Annotated in this window: 10 protein-coding genes; 7 read left to right on the top strand and 3 right to left on the bottom strand. The window is 47.2% G+C overall.

Annotated features, from left to right (window positions below; translation table 11 throughout):
- Window positions 1-193 precede the first annotated feature (193 nt).
- Window positions 194-1,387: a NupC/NupG family nucleoside CNT transporter gene (locus tag L4D19_RS01310; protein WP_428450811.1), complete on the top strand. Its 1,194-nt coding sequence runs from the start codon at window positions 194-196 to the stop codon at window positions 1,385-1,387.
- Between the two features lie 97 nt (window positions 1,388-1,484).
- Here L4D19_RS01310 and L4D19_RS01305 read toward each other — a convergent pair whose 3' ends face one another.
- Together L4D19_RS01305 and L4D19_RS01300 are read right to left on the bottom strand one after the other, a co-directional pair.
- A complete protein-coding gene (locus tag L4D19_RS01305) occupies window positions 1,485-2,693 on the bottom strand; it encodes a DEAD/DEAH box helicase (protein ID WP_428450810.1) in 1,209 nt (402 codons plus the stop codon).
- A 179-nt stretch (window positions 2,694-2,872) separates the two neighbouring features.
- A complete protein-coding gene (locus L4D19_RS01300; RefSeq protein WP_428450809.1) occupies window positions 2,873-5,794 on the bottom strand; it encodes a response regulator in 2,922 nt (973 codons plus the stop codon).
- Between the two features lie 325 nt (window positions 5,795-6,119).
- Between L4D19_RS01300 and L4D19_RS01295 the strand changes: the two genes are divergently transcribed.
- Window positions 6,120-6,716, top strand: coding sequence for an acyl-homoserine-lactone synthase (locus L4D19_RS01295; protein WP_239413449.1), 597 nt, complete (start codon window positions 6,120-6,122; stop codon window positions 6,714-6,716).
- 63 nt (window positions 6,717-6,779) lie between these two features.
- Here the strand turns inward: L4D19_RS01295 and L4D19_RS01290 are convergent, their stop codons facing one another.
- Window positions 6,780-7,373 carry a helix-turn-helix transcriptional regulator gene (locus L4D19_RS01290; protein WP_428450808.1) on the bottom strand — a complete coding sequence of 198 codons (594 nt, stop codon included), beginning with the start codon at window positions 7,371-7,373 and terminating at the stop codon, window positions 6,780-6,782.
- A gap of 463 nt (window positions 7,374-7,836) precedes the next feature.
- On the opposite strand from L4D19_RS01290, the gene L4D19_RS01285 reads away from it, so the two are divergent.
- From L4D19_RS01285 to L4D19_RS01265, 5 genes are all read left to right on the top strand, one after another.
- The gene (locus L4D19_RS01285) at window positions 7,837-9,099 is read left to right on the top strand and encodes a sarcosine oxidase subunit beta family protein (protein WP_428450807.1); all 1,263 of its coding nucleotides are present in this window, start codon (window positions 7,837-7,839) and stop codon (window positions 9,097-9,099) included.
- A gap of 42 nt (window positions 9,100-9,141) precedes the next feature.
- The gene (locus L4D19_RS01280) at window positions 9,142-9,438 is read left to right on the top strand and encodes a sarcosine oxidase subunit delta (protein WP_428450806.1); all 297 of its coding nucleotides are present in this window, start codon (window positions 9,142-9,144) and stop codon (window positions 9,436-9,438) included.
- Window positions 9,435-13,109, top strand: coding sequence for a sarcosine oxidase subunit alpha family protein (locus L4D19_RS01275; protein WP_428450805.1), 3,675 nt, complete (start codon window positions 9,435-9,437; stop codon window positions 13,107-13,109). Before L4D19_RS01280 ends, L4D19_RS01275 begins: the two co-directional genes overlap by 4 nt.
- A gap of 122 nt (window positions 13,110-13,231) precedes the next feature.
- A complete protein-coding gene (locus L4D19_RS01270) occupies window positions 13,232-14,569 on the top strand; it encodes a glycine cleavage T C-terminal barrel domain-containing protein (RefSeq protein WP_428450804.1) in 1,338 nt (445 codons plus the stop codon).
- A 24-nt stretch (window positions 14,570-14,593) separates the two neighbouring features.
- Window positions 14,594-15,493 carry a methylenetetrahydrofolate reductase gene (locus tag L4D19_RS01265; RefSeq protein ID WP_428450803.1) on the top strand — a complete coding sequence of 300 codons (900 nt, stop codon included), beginning with the start codon at window positions 14,594-14,596 and terminating at the stop codon, window positions 15,491-15,493.
- Window positions 15,494-15,495: the final 2 nt, after the last annotated feature.

The raw sequence follows: 15,495 nt of genomic DNA, 5'->3' as shown, positions 1-15,495 counted from the left end.
TAAATATCCCTCCGAAGCCCGTATTTTCGTTGTTTTTATTCCTTATGGGCTATTTGGATATTCTTTCGCTTTCTATTCATATAGATGAATAAATAGACAGGAATGCAAAATGAGATGTGAGTCACTTTATTGGTGCAATAAATAGTGGAGCATTCACGCATTATTTGAAATACATCACCAAAGAGTACGTTTCATGTCTTACTTGCATTTTATTTTGGGCCTCGTTGTTGTGGCCGTATTAGCATTGGTTGTCAGCAAAGACAGAAAGAGCATCAAGGTTCGTTATATCATTCAGTTGCTTGTCATTGAGCTGGGGCTTGCATATTTCCTTCTTGGATCAACTGCCGGTACCGGTATTGTCACGAAATTTTCAGATGGCTTTAAAAGCCTGATGGCCTTTGCCGCGGAAGGAACTAACTTCGTCTTTAGCGGGCTGGTAAATGTCGGCCAGTTTGACTTCTTCATGCATGTGCTTATGCCGATCGTATTCATTTCGGCACTGATCGGTATTCTTCAGCATATCAAGGTACTGCCGGTTGTTATTCAGTTTATCGGTCTGGTGCTTTCTAAAGTAAATGGTATGGGCAAGCTGGAATCTTTCAACGCCATTAGTGCCTTGATGGTTGGCCAGTCGGAGAACTTTATTACCTATAAAGATATTCTGAGTAAGATGTCAGAGCGTCGTATGTACACATTGGCAGCAACGGCAATGTCTACCGTGTCGATGTCAATTGTTGGCTCTTACATGCAGTTGATTGAGCCAAAATACGTGGTTGCGGCTCTGATCCTCAATATGTTCAGCACCTTTATTATTCTCTCGATGATTAACCCTTATGATCATCATGCTGAAATGGACTTTGATGAATTGGTTAAAAGCGGCAGTGAAGAGAAACTAACTTTCTTCGAAATGCTGGGTGAATATATCCTGACCGGTTTTAAGGTGGCCGTGATTGTAGCTGCAATGCTGATTGGCTTTATTTCCCTGATTGCCATGGTGAACCAGGCCTTCACCTGGGCATTTGGTATCAGTTTCCAGGATACGATTGGCTACCTGTTCTATCCGGTCGCATGGCTGATGGGCATCCCTGCTGGTGAAGCATTGCAAGCTGGTAGCATTATGGCAACCAAGCTGGTTTCTAACGAGTTCGTTGCAATGATGGCACTGCAGGACAAGATGGCGGGTCTGTCGGCTCAAACCGTGGGCACCTTGTCTATCTTCCTGGTTTCTTTTGCCAACTTCAGCTCTATCGGCATCATTGCCGGTGCGGTTAAAGGGGTAAACGAAGAAAAGGGTAACATGGTGGCACGCTTTGGCCTGCGTCTGCTATATGGTTCAACGCTGGTCAGTGTATTGTCGGCAATGATTGCCAATGTGATGATCAGCTAAGAGCTTAGCTAGTTAATGATCCTACGCTCGCTCATGATGATGCGAGCGTAGGACTCAGGGTTGGCAGCTCTGCCAACTCTCACCAGAGACTAGGCAACTAGTATTTTCTTTCCTGATGACTTTTCTGCTTGCTTTTGGGAACGTAATTCAGAATCGATACAGGGACTTCTTTTCTTGGTGCAAACCCTTCAATTTCTTTTCGGGTGATCAGATGTCCGAGGCGACTTTCGATCATGCAAAGGTTTTTAAAGTCATCTTTCGAAACAAGCGAGATTGCCTCTCCGGACGCTCCGGCTCGGCCGGTACGGCCAATACGGTGGACGTAGTCATCCGCAGGATATGGCAAGTCATAGTTAATAACACGCTGTAGATTATCGATATCAATACCGCGAGCGGCCACACCTGTTGCCACGAGTAAGTTAAGCTTGCCTGATTTAAAATCAGCCAGAAGTTTTGTACGCACTTCCTGGCTCCGGCCGCTGTGGAACGACTCGGCTTTGATACCGCGCTTTTCGAGCTGGCTGACCAGCTTTGCGGCACCATGCTTGGTCTCGATAAAGATGAGTGCCTGTTCCCACTGGTTTTCTTTGATCAGATGGCTTAGCAGGGCTGATTTTTTGTCTTTGTCGACCGTGACCAACCACTGGTCGATTTTTGGCTTGGCCGAGCTATCTGGCGTCACCGAAATCTCGACCGGGTTATTGATGGCCGTTTTGGCCAGGATACGAACCTGCTTGGATAGCGTGGCAGAGAACAACAAGTTTTGACGCTCCAGCGGCAAGCGCTCAACAATCTTGTTGATATCGTCAATAAAGCCCATGTCGAGCATACGATCGGCTTCATCCAGCACCAGCACGTCGAGCTCATCAAAGTGCACCGCACGCTGGCTGTACATATCCAGTAGCCTGCCCGGCGTTGCAACCAGGATATCGACACCTTCTATCAGCTGTTGTTTCTGCTGCTTTGAATTTACGCCACCGTACATAGCCAGCGAAGAGAGCGAAAGGTGTTTGCTGTACTGGGCAATATTTTCCTCAACCTGCACTGCCAGTTCTCGGGTGGGCACAAGGATCAATGCGCGAATACGTTTGCGACGAACATGGCGCTGCTCTTCACTCAGCATTTGGATGATCGGCAGTACAAAACTAGCGGTTTTGCCTGTACCCGTCTGGGCCGCTGCCAGAAGGTCCGTGCCTGTCATGATGACTGGAATTGCTTTCTCTTGAATAGGCGTAGGTGTCTTGTAGCCGAGTTCGGTTACAGCTTTTACAATCGGATCGCTTAATCCAAGCTTGGAGAATGGCATGTTGAATCTCAGGTAGATGATTAATAAACACTGTTATTGCGGGAGGCGATAACAGAGGGATAAACGTGCATATTCTAACACGAAGCCAAGTGTTGAGGGATACTTTGCTGTACGAGCCAATTTGATGGCGTTGGCGGCTAACTTCGGTAACGGTTGACCTGTAGCCGCATTTACAGTCGTTACATGGCTGAATAATAGAGGCGTGTATTGCGTAACGAGAGCGGGGTATCTTTGAGATGCTTGTTGATTTTTTGCAACAGGCGCTTTTTGGTGATCGGCTTGGTCAGATGATCTTCCATCGTAAGCGTTATGGTTGTTGCTACATCCTCCCCGTACTCGCCGGTAAGCGCTACGATAGGGGTGGAGGGGGAAATCTTGCGGATTTCTTTTGTGGCTTCAAACCCGTCCATAACCGGCATCCGAATATCCATCAGGATGAAGTCAATCTCTTCTGCCATAACTGTCTCGACAGCTTTTTTGCCGTTTTCAGCCTGGAAGCAAATGATGCCTTCATTTTCAAGATAGCCTTTTATCAGCAAACGATTTACCAGCATGTCGTCGACAACCAGCACTTTTTTTCCAATCAGGTTACCCAAGGGTTTAAGCTGACCATTTTCGATAATATGCTGAAGGCTGATCAGCAGTTCCTCTTCCCGAGTGTCGATGACGCCTTGAATGAGGTTATCTGTCCCTTCATAAGACTGGGCTGTCGAACCATTATTAGTGCAGCTGATAATGGGAGTAATTTGGGCGATGGAGCCGAGTTCTCCGCAGCGGATAGACTTGATCGCATTGGCTGACTGTCGAGTGATATCTTCATTAATAAATACAAAATCAAAATGCCGAAATGACAGTATGTGCATCATTTCTTTTATCGATTCGACTTTGGTGATCTTGATATTCAGCTCGTACAGCAATACCGTTAATTTTAGGCTTGATGAAAACTCACCGACCAGTAAGCAATATTTCCCTTTTAGTGCCCGTTTGAAGCGTTGAACGGTTTCTCTATCGTAGGCCGAGTTTATGATCGGAAAACTAAGGGTAAACTCGGTAAACTTCCCAGCCTCAGAACGGCATGAGATATTGCCGCCAAACGCTGTCATGACACGCTGGCAGTATGCCAGACCCAGGCCGTTGCCATTGTTCTTACCTGAGGTGTACATTTCATCGAAAATATAGGGAAGTCGGGACGCATTTATTCCGGGGCCAGTATCAGTAAAGATGACTTTATTATGACGATCACCTGTACTTAGCCTGATGCTTATCTTCATTTCAGGGTATTCAGAGATGTAATGTAAGCTATTGTTAAGCAAGTTAAAAATGATGAAGCTGTAAAGGGTATCATCGCCTTTGAAAATGAAGTCAGTGTGTGGATCCAGTGAGATAAGGTGTCTTGAGCTGGCATGCTCAAAATTGTAGTCACTGAGGGATTGCCTTATCAGCTCACGGGCAGAAAAGAGTCGGAATGAATCGGGGCTGATCCTGCCGCCTTGAAGTTCGTTCAGTATGACTTCAATAAATTTAGAACCAAGCTGAACGGCACTTTTTACCTCACAGATATTTTGGTAGAGGGTCTTCATCTCCGATGATGCATAAGGCACCAGAGATGAGGTATCTAAATCAAACAGGTCGGCATCAATACGTTCAAAATGGTATTGAATTTTTGACAATGGATTCTTCATTTCATGAGCAATAGAGCCAGCGAGTAGCTGGGACTTGCGTATTTCATCCTCGGCATAAATAAACTTGTTTGATTGCTCGAGCACCAGTTGAAGGGCACTAATTTCTTCCTGACTGAAAATGCCTCCCTCATTCTTTTTTGAAACCATAAATAAGTGAGTGATGACATTATTGTTAAAAATAGGAAGTACGAGGGCTGAGTCATTTTCAGCCATGCTATTTCTTATTTTGGTTAGTTTTTCTATGTCTGAAGAGTGATATTCAATGAAATAGTCAAGCTCATCTTTTAGTATGGCTTCATTATGAGCTTCAAGATAATTAGCCAGTTCAGATTGTGACGAGTTTATACCAACTTTAATTATTTGCCCGGTGTTCGAGTTGAGAATGTCCTTGACTCTATTTAGCGCCATATCACTTGACTGTTTGAAGTCATTTACCAGGCTATGAATATCGTTGACAGTATTGCTTGGTGAGCCATATATGAATCGATTTATATAACGCTGAAAAGCAGCCAAACTGTTTTTCCAGCAAATACCACTTATAATTATCCAACATCCAATCAGGACGAAATGATACTCATTAGGATCCGTGTGCGTTAGCATCACTATTGGTGAGAGGTATAGCAAAATATTGAATAAGTAGCTAATACTTAAATGAGTGATATATCTGAGACTATAAAACCTATCATTAAATATGGCATAACCAACTAGAACTTGTTCGAAAATTGAAAGAGCAGGTGGTATCCAGGTCGCGGAATAGTCGTTTGATACACTTGGGATTATAATATGGCATATCAAAGTGGAGACCATGAAGATAGACATACCAAACATCATATAGTTGCTTTTTGTTTTGTTTATCTTTATCTGGCTTTTTCTATATAGGTAAAAATTCCTGAAAGTTAAAATAAGAAGGATGAAACCAAAAATAAATAATTCGCTAGATGCCTTGCCAAGAGTTATTGTGAAATGTCCGGTGGACGTAATAACCACATCGACAATTGTTAATTCTGGGTATAAAAACATTACTAACGATACAATAATACCAAATATAAACGTATATGATTGATGTTTTTTTAATGGTTTATTGGCTCTTACTAGCAAGCATGAAAATAAGAAAGTAAAGTTTGCTGATAGAAGTGAAGAAATGTTTGCTATCAAGCCAACTTCTTTGGCTATTACCGAATCAAAGTAAGATAATAATTCTGACTGGAAAAAAGCGTTAGATATAACCCAGATGTTAATAAAGAGAAGATACAAAGAGTAGGTGTGAAAAATAGATTTCTTCACTTTTATTTCATTTTTAGATAAAAACAGAAGATAGTAAGAAAGCCATATTGAAATTAATATAGTTGAAATAATTAAAATGGAAAACTGCGGCCTGGAGAAAGAGGATAAAGTGAGTTTAATAAGTTCATAAGTCATTATTACATTACCATCTAACTAGCAGCCAATGAAATCCATGTCAATATTGCCTTTTGCTATATGAACATAATTTTATAGCTTATTGATTTTTTTCGCAATGATGATAGTCACCAAGATGCACTTAGGTGATAAATCCTGTCTGTTGTGTAGATGGGTTCACATTTCTCTGCTGTTAATGCTGTTTTTCTTTCCGTCCGACATTTTATCTAATCATGTGTTTTTTGGCTCAATACATGATTACATCGAAGAAGTCAACCTGTTATGTGTGGCAGGTTTCTATTGAGTAATCCATTGATATCTTATTGGTATTATTGGAGGACAAGAAATGAACCTAACATTCAAGCAGCAATCTTTTGACTCAATATCAAAACCGGATTATATGAGGCTTCTAGAGTTAAGGTATGATGTCTTTAGGAAGAGGCTAAAATGGGATTTGCCTACTGAAGGTAATTTAGAATCAGACCAATACGATACACCGGATGCCTCTTATGTATATATCGAAGATGATCTGGGGAATATACTAGGGTGTGGCAGGCTAATACCTACAACGAAAAGCTATATGCTTAAGGAGATATTCCCAGAGCTGCTCGGTAACCAAATGGCAGTAGAATCGAGCCATGTGTATGAATTAAGTCGATTTTGTATTAATAAGAATACGTCACAAAGCAACTGTACACTGAGTTACTCGACACAGTTTTTGTTTAAGGCGTTATATCTCCATGCTGTAGAGAATGACATATCTGAGTACCTGACTGTTTCAACATTACCGATTGAACGTATGTTAAAAAGAACAGGCATCCCATTTAAGCGAGCAGGTGACCAGAAGGTTCATAGACTTGGTGATACAAAATCAGTTACCTTGTCGATTAAAATTAATGACGAGCTTAGAAGAGCAGTTATGAAAGATTACGATTATCACTAGAAGAAATCGGTTCAATTCATTAATAATCAAACCGAAATAAATCATATTCAAACTCAAAGTGTATTAATAAGGGGTATTGGGAAAGATCATCCCTGATAATATCCCTTTTGATATTGCTTGATATTTGTTTGAAGCGCCAAGTTTATTACAGGCATTCTGCAAATGAAAAGTTACTGTTCTCTCAGAGCAACTTAATATTTTAGATATTTCCCAAGCGGTTTTCCCTTCTGTAGCCCACGTCAATGTTTCGGTTTCTCTTTTAGTTAAATTGCAAGCATCACTTTTATTGCTAACAGTTGTATCATCGATCTTATCTTGAAGGTAGGGGATAACCGTTTGAACTAGGCTGGCGGCGTAAAAAAACAGACTTTGATCATTATTGTTTTTTTCACTTAAAGAGAAACTTATTGTGCCTGTCTTTCCTATTGAGCTATGAATGGGAACGGTGAAGCTGGGGGGCATTGTTCTTAGTTCTCTATCTGAAATATAATTGAAGTAATAATGGTTTTGCCTTGGATTATGAATATTACCCCATAGTGCTGGAATACGATTGGATTGACAATAATTGATGATCAGCTTGTGAATAGCGTTTTCTCTAATTCTCTTTTCTTTCTCTTCACAGAAATTGGTCAATATTATCTCTTCTATTTTGGTCATTGATATAGGGTTAGAACAGGTAAAAAAAAATAGTCAAAACCAATGAAGCTTGTAATATCGCTAAGTGTTGCGGTCAAATCTGCATCAGATCTTGCTGTGTGGATACAGCGCTTTAAATTTGAAATGTCATACATAATGATTCCTCTTACAACGCACCTGAGGCGCAAATGATTAACCCAGCATACTCAACTGGTTGCTATTCTTTTCTATGGATAATATTTCTATGAGATGTTTTTATAAACCTGTAACGCAATAAGGGTGATAGGGTTATCAGTGAGATTTTTGCGCACATTTATTCATTGTTTATTGCCCATCATTTGCATCTTTACTCAAGGTTGTCGCAAATCAGCTACTGTTCGCCGCTACCGGACATTCTTTTCTTGTATTGGGCATTAGGCTTCATCAAAAGAGAGCGAGTCTGCGCTCTGGCATCCTTATGTGTTTGTCTGGGAAGGCACAATCAATGAGTGAGAAGAAGAATCATTATTCGGGCTTTGGTCTGTTCAAGCATGCATTGAGTTTTCATGAACACTGGCAGCGGGTATGGCGCAATCCTCAGCCTAAACCGTTTTATGATGTCGTGATTATCGGTGGTGGCGGGCATGGACTGGCCACGGCGTATTACCTGGCCAAAGTGCACGGCATTACTAATGTGGCGGTTGTGGAAAAGGGATACCTGGGCGGGGGGAATACGGCCCGCAATACCACAATTGTCCGGTCAAACTATCTCTGGGATGAAGCGGCCCATCTGTACGAGCATTCGCTAAAGCTATGGGAGGGACTGTCACAGGATCTTAATTACAATTTGATGTTTAGCCAACGAGGTGTGTTGAATCTTGGTCATACCTTGCAGGATATGCGGGATATCGAACGTCGGGTTAATGCCAACCGGCTCAATGGTATCGATGGAGAAGTGCTCGATACCGCCTCGGTTCAGTCCTTGGTGCCGTTGCTGGATTGCTCTCCCAATGCCCGTTATCCGGTGCTGGGCGCGAGTTGGCAGCCTCGGGCAGGTACGGCACGGCATGATGCTGTCGCATGGGGTTTTGCCCGCGCGGCTGACAAGTTGGGCGTGGATTTGATTCAACAAAGCGAAGTGACAGGGATCCGGGTGAGTAATGGCCGGGTACAGGGAGTCGAGACCAAGAACGGCTTTATTGGTGCTGCCAAGGTAGGGTGTGTAGCCGCGGGTAACTCCAGCGAGATCGCCAAAATGGTCAACATGACCTTGCCTATCGAGTCACACCCGCTGCAGGCGATGGTATCTGAGCCGCTCAAACCTTGTTTGGATACGGTGGTAATGTCCAATCATGTTCACGGTTATATTAGCCAGTCGGATAAAGGCGATATGGTGATTGGAGCCGGTATCGACAGCTATCTGGGTTACGGCCAACGAGGGTCCTTTCCTGTTATCGAGCACACCATTGCCGCCATTATCGAAATGTTCCCCTTCCTCAGCCGGATTCGGCTCAATCGTCACTGGGGCGGTATTGTCGATATTTGTCCGGATGCCTGTCCGATCATCAGCCCGACAGCGATTGACGGGCTGTATTTTAACTGCGGCTGGGGAACGGGGGGCTTTAAGGCAACCCCGGGCTCCGGCCATGTCTTTGCTGACACGATTGCCAATGGCCAGCCGCATCCGTTGGCACAACCCTTTAGTCTCGACCGTTTTGTTAGCGGTTACCTGATCGATGAACACGGCGCAGCAGGTGTAGCGCATTAAGGTATCTACTTATCTTAAAATCGCCTGACTGAGGAGAGCCCTATGTTGAATATCTACTGTCCTTACTGCGAAGAGTGCCGTGAGGAAGAAGAGTTTACCTATGCCGGAGAAGCGCATATTGTGCGCCCGCCGGACCCGGACAGCGTCAGTGACGAAGAGTGGGGGCGATACCTGTTCCACCGAAACAACATCAAGGGAAATCACCGGGAAATGTGGTTTCATGCCACTGGCTGTCGGCAGTTTTTCAATGTGATCCGCAATACGGTGAGCTATGACATTGAGCAGGTATACAAACTGACGGACACCCCGCCAGCGATCAGGGAGGACGAGCGCAAATGAGCCAGACCAATCGCTTGTCTGCCGGAGGACGGATTGATCGTCGTAAATCATTGACGTTCTCGTTTAATGGTAAAACCTACTCAGGTTATCAGGGAGATACCCTGGCCTCAGCGCTGATAGCCAACGGCATTGATGTAATAGGGCGAAGTTATAAATACAGTCGTCCGCGCGGCATCCTCGGTTCGGGAGCCGAAGAGCCCAATGCTATCCTCCAGGTTGGCAGTACTCCCGCTACCACCATTCCCAATTTGCGCGCGACACAGGTTGAGCTATATGACGGGTTGGTTGCCACCTGTGTCAGTGGCTGGCCGGATGTCGAGCGGGATATGAAATCCGCCCTGGGCAAAGTCGGTAGTGGCTTGATGCCAGTCGGCTTTTACTACAAAACCTTTATGTACCCCGAGTCGATGTGGATGACATATGAAAAGTTTATCCGCAAGGCTGCCGGGCTGGGCAAGGTGCCGCAGGGGCGGGATCCGGATCACTACGATAAGATGCACCATCACTGTGACGTCATGATTGTCGGTGGTGGTCCTGCTGGCTTGATGGCGGCAAGAAAACTGATAGGCAGCGGGCTTAGGGTGCTGCTCGCAGATGAACAGCAGGAAATGGGAGGATGCCTGCTTGGCAACAAACAGGATATAGACGGGAAACCTGCCGAAGGCTGGCTGGCGGAAACTCTGGGTTTGCTAGATAACGATCCGGATATTACCTTGTTGCCGCGCAGCACGGTATTTGGCTACTACGATCAGAACTTTCTTGGCATTGTCGAGCGTCGAACCGATCATCTTGGCGAGTACCAATCGGGTGCCCGCCAGCGGTTGCACCGGGTACGGGCACGTGAAGTGCTGTTGGCTACAGGGGCGATTGAACGCCCGCTGGTGTTTGGCAATAACGATGTGCCAGGCTGTATGCTTGCCTCTGCGATATCAACTTATATCAATCGCTATGGAGTGATCCCGGGGCAAAAATTGGTTGTGATGACAGCCAATGACGCTGGCTATCAGGCCGCGCTGGATTGGCATGCCGCCGGTCGTGAGGTGGTTGCGATTGTCGATACGCGCTCAAATAGCTCAGGGAAATACCCTGAACGGACTAAAGCTGCCGGGATAGAGATATTCCGCGGGCATGCCGTTATTAATGTGCGTGGTCATAAGCGGGTAAGTGCGGTTGAAATTGCAAAGCTTAAACACAATTGCAGCCAGGTTAATCGAATTGATACTTGTCTGCTGAGCTGCGATACGGTAGCCAGTTCAGGCGGATGGAGCCCGAGTCTGCACCTGTCTTGTCATACTGGCAGCCGTCCGGTGTGGCGAGATGACATTGCTGGTTTTGTGCCAGGCAATCCCGATTTGCTCTATGCTGGCGGGATCCAGGGGCATTATCAGCTATCGGAAGTGCTCGACGATGGATGCAAAGCCGCGCAGGCCGTCGCTGATCGTCTGCAGGTTTCGCTTATGTCGACGCCAGACCAGCCGGAAGCCTCAGATCTCGACGAAACCGCGCCTATGGCTATTTACCATATTCCACATCACTTCCCGACAAGCCGGGCCCCCAAGCAGTTTGTTGATTTTCAAAATGATGTTACCGCCGCCGGTATTGAGTTGGCTGTTCGGGAAGGCTTCGAGTCTATCGAACATGTTAAGCGCTATACCGCATTGGGCTTTGGTACCGATCAGGGTAAAACAGGGAATATCAACGGAATGGCAATTGCCGCCAAGGCTTTGGGCCAGTCGATACCTGAAACCGGCACGACGATATTTCGCCCTATGTATACGCCGGTCACCTTCGGCACGCTGGCCGGGCGGGATGCCGGACACTTGTTCGATCCGGTGCGTTTTACTGCCATGCATCGCTGGCACCTGGAGCATGGTGCCGAGTTTGAGAATGTCGGGCAGTGGAAACGCCCTTGGTTCTACCGTCTTGGTAACGAGACGCAGCAGGAGGCGCTGAACCGAGAGTGTCTGGCAACCCGTAACAGTGTCGGACTCCTTGATGCGTCGACGTTGGGAAAAATTGATATTCAGGGGCCGGATGCGCGCGAGTTTCTCAATCGGATCTATACCAATGGCTGGAGCCAGTTGGCACCGGGTTGCTGCCGCTATGGGGTGATGTGCAAAGAAGACGGGATGATTTTTGATGATGGTGTGACGTCCTGTATCGATGATAACCATTTTCTGATGACTACCACGACAGGCGGGGCTGCGGGTGTATTGCACTGGCTGGAACTCTGGCATCAGACTGAATGGCCGGAGCTGGACCTGTATATGACCAGCGTGACGGATCACTGGGCCACCATGACGATTGGTGGGCCGAACAGTCGCTCTGTGTTGCAGAAACTGATGCCCGAAGCCGATCTCTCGGATGCCGCTTTCCCTTATATGACTTGGCAGTCGCACTGCATTGCGGGTGTCGATGCGCGTATTTTTCGGATCAGTTTTACCGGTGAGCTATCGTTTGAAGTCAATGTAAATGCTAACTTCGGCCTGTATCTATGGGAACAGATCATAGCGGCGGGAGAAGAATTCGAAATCACTCCGTATGGCACGGAAACCATGCATATTCTTCGTGCTGAAAAGGGCTTTATTATCGCCGGTCAGGATACCGATGGTTCGGTCACGCCGCAGGACATGAACATGGCGTGGATCACCGGTAAGAAAAAAACATTTAGCTTTATTGGCCGCCGTTCATGGCTGCGTGAAGATACTCGCCGTTCTGATCGTAAACAGTTGGTCGGCCTTAAATGTACGGAGCCTGATGTGGTGATCCCCGAAGGTGCCCAGGCTGTGAATGATCCCGATGAGCCTGTGCCGATGACTATGGTTGGTCATGTTAGCTCAAGCTATTACAGCGCGGTGCTGGGGCACTCAATTGCGCTGGGCCTGATCAAGGGCGGATTGAGCCGAGTAGGCGAATCGGTATTCTTCCCTCTGGCAGACGGCCGGGTATTGCAAGCCGAAATTACCGGTGGGGTGTTTTACGACCCTGACGGTAAGCGTCAGTCGGTGATCTCGGCGCCAGCAACACAGTCATATCATCCGCCCGAAAATACCCGTTACGAGTCTGCGCTTTATCATGCCGAAAGGTACTATGCAGAAAGGGGCCATGCACAAAGGGAAAACAGAGAAACAGCTTCGCAACCAAACGTAGTGCTGCATGAACGAAAAGGTTTGGCGCAGCATATATTGCGTGGGGGAGGAAGCACATCTGAAGATGAGAATGAAGCGTTTTATGACGACGCTGAAACCGTTCTCGGGTTGCCTCTGCCACGACAACCCTGCTCATCGATTGCCGGTGAAAAGATGCAGATCTGGTGGTTATCGCCTAATGAGTGGCTGATTTTGTCATCCGAAGACTTCTCGGTGGAAGCGAGGTTACGCCATCAGTTGTCGGGACATTTCTCCATTGTTGATGTCAGTGGCGGGCAGTGTGTCGTTGAACTGTCAGGGCTGCAGGCACAAGCAGTACTGAGAAAATCCACTTCTTATGATGTCGATGCTCGTTCACTGCCCGTTGGTAAATGTGTCGGTACCTTGCTTGCAAAAGCGCAGGTGGTGCTAAGGCGCAGTGGCGAGAGTGAGTTTGAACTAATTGTCCGGCGCAGCTTTGCTGATTACCTCTGGCTGTGGTTGCAGGATGCCAGTGAAGAGTATGGCCTGACTATCGAATAGCCTGATTATCGAATAGCCCGCGACGTTTTTGGTTTCATCTATGTCGTAGATTGGAAATTCAAATTTTCAATAACAGTCACATTTAAGGGGTATACCACCGCTAAGGGGACGAGGGCAAAGCCATGACCAAGTATGATAATCGATTACTGCAAGCTCGCGCCGGAGTGGCGCGCCATGAAACCAGCGTTGAACAGTCACATCGTCGCGTGCCGATCAATCTGCGTCAGTCGGGTCCCACACCCGTGGAAATGCTGATATCGACCCGGGTAAGGAAATCACCGTACTGGCATCTTTCGGTAGAAGCAGGATGCTGGCGGGCAACGGTGTATAACCGTATTTATCATCCTCGTGGTTATGTACGGCCGGAAGACGGCGGTGCGATGGTGGAATACGACTCACTGGTCAACGATGTCACGATGTGGAACGTCGCCGTAGAGCGCCAGATCCAAGTGAAGGGCCCGGATGCCGAAGCCTTTGTCAATTATGTGATCACCCGTGATGCCTCCAAGATCATGCCGATGCATGGCAAATACGTGATCCTGTGTAATGACGAGGGCGGTATTCTTAATGATCCTGTATTGCTCCGTCTCGCCGAGGACGAATTCTGGTTTTCCATCTCGGATAGCGATCTCGAGTTGTGGTTGCGCGGTATCAATATCGCCAAGCAATATGATGTCTCCATTGCCGAGATCGACGTGGCACCGGTTCAGATCCAGGGACCGAAGTCAGAAGCGCTGATGGTGGATTTGTTTGGCGACGATATCAAACAAATTCCCTACTACGGCCTGATGGAAGCCGAAATTGCAGGGTGTGATGTGGTCATTTCGCAAACCGGTTTTACCGGCGAGAGGGGCTATGAGATCTACTGTCGCAATGTGACCGAGGACGCCGAGAAGCTGTGGTATACCGTGTTGGAGGCAGGTAAAGCCCATAAATTGCGGGTGATCGCGCCAGCCCACCACCGCCGGATTGCTGCCGGGATCCTCTCCTGGGGGCAGGATATAGATCAGGAAACCCTGCCGTTCCAGTGCAATTTGGCTTATCAGGTGCCACGTAACAAAGATGCTGACTATGTCGGTAAAGCGGCTTTGGAAAAGGCTCGGGAGCAAATCGAAGCCGGGAACCCGCCTTTTGACCTTGTGATGGTCGGTATCGTACTGGGTGGGGAGCCGATTACGGACTATGCCAATGACTTCTGGCTGGTCTATGGGCCGGATGGTGGCGATGCTATCGGGTATGTTTCTTCTCCTTGGTATTCGCCAGAGCTGCAGACCAATATTGCCCTGGCTCATGTTCCCTGGGCACAGCGGGATATCGGTACCAAGCTGAGTGTCTCGCTTCCGTCCGAATATGGCGGCAATGTGGTTGATGCCGAGGTGGTAGAAGTGCCGTTCCGTCCGTCGGTCAACCCTAACTCGCGCGAAGTCGCCAAATCGCGTGGTAGTGATTTCGTCGACTAACGACCGATAATATAGGGGCACGGTATGAAGTGTGATGCCTACAAGAGCCTAGGAGGGGAAGGGTTCCGCGAACCTGATATGGAGTCCGATATTGAACCCCGTTTGTTTCAATTGCTGGCGGAAGCCTCGCTGGAAGCGACGCCCAAGCAGGTATTGAAGCTTCATACTGTTCCTGACTGGCTGTCGGCGGGAACCTGGGTATATGTGCCTTTTTTGCCGAAAGGCCGATTTGAGGAGACATTTGAGGCGTGTGAGCGCTTGCTGTTATGGGGGATGGTGCCAATACCCCATATACCGGCTCGCGCTGTGCCGAGCGAAGCTTGTTTGCACCGATGGCTTTCATCCCTGACGCATATCGGTGTCTACAATATTCTGCTGATAGCTGGAGAGAAAAACCCACCGGCGGGACCTTTTTCCAATACGCTTGCACTGCTGGCATCAGGTGCGCTGACAAAACATCCATTGCGTGGCATCGGGGTTGCAGGTCATCCCGAGGGGCACCCGCACGCAACAAGTCATGAACTTACCAATGCGCTCGCCTTTAAGCGAGAATATGCCGAAGCCAATCAACTCAATATGTGGGTGGTGACCCAGTTCTCGTTTGATGCCGATATCTTTATTCAGTGGCTGCAGTGCTATCAGGAGATGCTTGGCAATTTGCCGGTATACCTTGGTATGCCTGGCCCCACTCAGCTTAAGAACTTACTTTTCTATGCCGCGCAATGCGGTGTCGTTGAGTCGGTTGCGGCGTTAAGACGTAACCTGAAAGCTACCCAGCTGCTAAAGCCCTGGACACCGGATTTGCTGGTACAGGAAATGGCTCGTTACCAGAGCATCAACCCTGATACGCCTTTCCAGGGTATCCATTTGTATCCGTTTGGCGGCTTGAAACAGTCCGCCAGATGGTTGAGGGGGGCTCACTGACG

It is taken from the genome of Photobacterium kasasachensis (assembly GCF_050336885.1).
Taxonomy (GTDB): Bacteria; Pseudomonadota; Gammaproteobacteria; order Enterobacterales; family Vibrionaceae; genus Photobacterium; species Photobacterium kasasachensis.
This window is presented reverse-complemented; position numbering and strand designations above follow the sequence as displayed.

Bases quoted from the DNA above. Each gene is read 5' to 3' on its own strand.
- L4D19_RS01310 (WP_428450811.1), top strand. From the start codon at position 194: ATGTCTTACTTGCATTTTATTTTGGGCCTCGTTGTTGTGGCCGTATTA.
- L4D19_RS01305 (WP_428450810.1), bottom strand. From the start codon at position 2,693: ATGCCATTCTCCAAGCTTGGATTAAGCGATCCGATTGTAAAAGCTGTA.
- L4D19_RS01300 (WP_428450809.1), bottom strand. From the start codon at position 5,794: ATGACTTATGAACTTATTAAACTCACTTTATCCTCTTTCTCCAGGCCG.
- L4D19_RS01295 (WP_239413449.1), top strand. From the start codon at position 6,120: ATGAACCTAACATTCAAGCAGCAATCTTTTGACTCAATATCAAAACCG.
- L4D19_RS01290 (WP_428450808.1), bottom strand. From the start codon at position 7,373: ATGACCAAAATAGAAGAGATAATATTGACCAATTTCTGTGAAGAGAAA.
- L4D19_RS01285 (WP_428450807.1), top strand. From the start codon at position 7,837: ATGAGTGAGAAGAAGAATCATTATTCGGGCTTTGGTCTGTTCAAGCAT.
- L4D19_RS01280 (WP_428450806.1), top strand. From the start codon at position 9,142: ATGTTGAATATCTACTGTCCTTACTGCGAAGAGTGCCGTGAGGAAGAA.
- L4D19_RS01275 (WP_428450805.1), top strand. From the start codon at position 9,435: ATGAGCCAGACCAATCGCTTGTCTGCCGGAGGACGGATTGATCGTCGT.
- L4D19_RS01270 (WP_428450804.1), top strand. From the start codon at position 13,232: ATGACCAAGTATGATAATCGATTACTGCAAGCTCGCGCCGGAGTGGCG.
- L4D19_RS01265 (WP_428450803.1), top strand. From the start codon at position 14,594: ATGAAGTGTGATGCCTACAAGAGCCTAGGAGGGGAAGGGTTCCGCGAA.